Annotated in this window: 3 protein-coding genes; 2 read left to right on the top strand and 1 reads right to left on the bottom strand. The window is 34.8% G+C overall.

Annotation, left to right across the window (positions count from 1 at the left end; all coding sequences use genetic code 11):
• On the top strand, window positions 1–1,070 hold a 1,070-nt coding region (locus tag QZ106_RS09805), incomplete at its 5' end, for an ATP-dependent endonuclease (RefSeq protein ID WP_295976641.1).
• A 94-nt stretch (window positions 1,071–1,164) separates the two neighbouring features.
• Here the strand turns inward: QZ106_RS09805 and QZ106_RS09800 are convergent.
• Window positions 1,165–1,296 carry a vitamin B12 dependent-methionine synthase activation domain-containing protein gene (locus QZ106_RS09800; protein WP_295976640.1) on the bottom strand — a complete coding sequence of 44 codons (132 nt, stop codon included), beginning with the start codon at window positions 1,294–1,296 and terminating at the stop codon, window positions 1,165–1,167.
• A 469-nt stretch (window positions 1,297–1,765) separates the two neighbouring features.
• Here QZ106_RS09800 and QZ106_RS09795 point away from each other — a divergent pair, with 469 nt between their 5' ends.
• Window positions 1,766–1,999 (top strand): hypothetical protein, encoded by a 234-nt coding sequence (locus tag QZ106_RS09795; RefSeq protein WP_295976639.1) that lies wholly within the window; start codon window positions 1,766–1,768, stop codon window positions 1,997–1,999.
• Window positions 2,000–2,411: the final 412 nt, after the last annotated feature.

The raw sequence follows: 2,411 nt of genomic DNA, 5'->3' as shown, positions 1-2,411 counted from the left end.
GATTGAGATTGTCTGAAGAAGAACCTAAAGATAGTTTAGATAAAAGTCTTACTGAGGAGGCAATCGCTTTTCATAAGAATGCAATTTTAGTGGAGGATACTAGTGATGGTGTTAAAGCATTTATAGGAATTATAATAGCTTTAATTGCCGGAGAGTCTGATTTCATATTAGTTGATGAACCAGAGGCATTCTTACATCCAACTCTCTCCTATAAATTAGGTAAAGAGATCACATCAATACTGAATAATGATAAAAGACTGTTTGTTGCAACTCATAGTGCTGATTTTTTGATGGGCTGTGTACAAAGTAATGTTGGTATCAATATCGTGAGACTTACTTATGGGGCTCAAGGGGCAACAGCGAGAATTTTAACTCAAGATAAGTTAAAACCCTTGATGCAAAATCCATTATTACGTTCAATAGGTGTTTTTAATGCACTCTTCTATAATGCTGTTGTAGTTACTGAAGCCGATGCAGATAGAGCTTTTTATCAAGAAATCAATGAACGTTTATTAAAGGAAAAAGATCCAAGAGGGATTGAAGGGTGTTTGTTTTTAAATGCTCAAAATAAGCAAACTGTTTGGGATATTGTTAAGCCATTAAGAGAATTAGGGATTCCAGCTGTTGGAATTGTTGATATTGACGTAATTAAAGAAGGGGGCGTTAATTGGAATAAAGTTTTAGATGGTATATATATTCCTGAGCGAAATAAAAGTTCCTTCAGAAAAAATAGGGAAAATCTAGTAAACGCATTTGATGGAAAAGATTTTAAACGTAGTGGTGGAATTAATTTATTAACAGAAGAAGATCAAGAATTCTGTTCAAATTTCTTTGATAATTTAATGGAATATGGGAGCTTTGTTGTTCCAATAGGAGAAGTTGAGCATTGGTTAAGTGATCTTGATATTGATAGAAATAAAAACGGTTGGCTAAAAAATATTTTTGAAAAGATGGGAGATGATCCTAGTTCTGAGCACTATATTAGACCAACTCATAATGATGTTTGGGATTTTATAGGAAAAATATCACAATGGATTAATAATCCAAACAGAAAGGGGATTCCAAAATAGTTTTTATCAATACATATGAAAGACCACCTAATTTTAGGTGGTCTTCTTACCTTAATAAGGCATATTCACTTCATCGCCACACCCAGCCATTTCATCATCTCTCCCTCTCATCCCAACCTTTACGTTTGGCATAATCTTGAGCTTGGTTTTCATCAATACGATCTAAGGTGAAATTGTTGCTTGCCGGGTGGGTGAAGTACCAACTGCAGACGGAAGCGACCGGCACATGGTGTAGTTTAGGTGAGCTTCATGCCGATGAGTTGTTCTAGTTTATGCTGGAGCGCGTTTCCTAACGCGTGTCCTAGAAAGTAAATAAAGTGTGGTTGATTTTTGAAGTATTTTTGTTGGAATTAGGCAAACGCTGGGAAGCGTGCGCCATCATAGATGTGTAAATAAAGAAAGATAGCGCTAACGTCCTCGCTGGTGCTGTTTAATAAAAACATTGTGAGTTTTACCCATAAGCGTCGGCAGAACCAATATTCAAAATTCTTTGGATTTTTTGACCGCACTTTTAGTTGACAGACACAAGCGAGGACGCTTGCGCCATCATGAGGAAGCATGGACATCTTTGGAGATACATCCAAAAATATTAAATATGGGTATTGAAATTATATATATTAAGCTCCATTTATGTGTTGTTTTTGCATAAAACCAAGTACTTATACACTATTAACTATAATACAGGGGAATGTCCTATGAGCAAGCCAGTTAGAAAGTTTATTAATCTTTCTGAAGAGTGGGAATTAAACTACTGCCTCAAAAAATATAATTACCGTGAAACTAGAGAGAACAGAGAGAATCTAATTAATTTAATTAGAAAGTCTATTAAGCCATATTTTAAATTGCAAGATAATGAAAATCTAAGCTGGAATCAGATTGATACTTATTATTACACAGAGCCAAAAGGTTTAAAATTTAATAAATTATAAAATAAAATGCCCACAGATAAGCGGGCATTTTACTTCTTCGAAAGAAAATCTTGCTGATATTAGTCTCTAAGTATATATCCTCTCTGATGGCGCAAGCGTCCACGCTTGTGCTGTTTAACAAAAACATTGCGAATTTTACCCATAAATGTTGGGAGAACCAATGTTCAAAATCCTTTGGATTTTGTAACCGCACTTTTAGTTGATAGGCACAAGCGAGGACGCTTGCGCCATCATAGGGGGAGTCGGGGGATAAATACTCCCTGTCATAACTTAAAGAGCCAAAATTGTTGATTATTTCTTATAGAAGAGTAGACTTACTCAGTAATATTAATTACTTAAGGAAAATAATATGAAAAAACTAATCCTTATTTCTTTATTATTTAGTTATTCTTATGTAGCAACTGCACAATGC

The sequence above is a fragment of the uncultured Aggregatibacter sp. genome, from assembly GCF_901873365.1.
Lineage (GTDB): Bacteria > Pseudomonadota > Gammaproteobacteria > Enterobacterales > Pasteurellaceae > Aggregatibacter.
This window is presented reverse-complemented; position numbering and strand designations above follow the sequence as displayed.

Excerpts from the sequence above, each read along its gene's own strand:
- QZ106_RS09795 (WP_295976639.1), top strand. The coding sequence starts at position 1,766 with ATGAGCAAGCCAGTTAGAAAGTTTATTAATCTTTCTGAAGAGTGGGAA.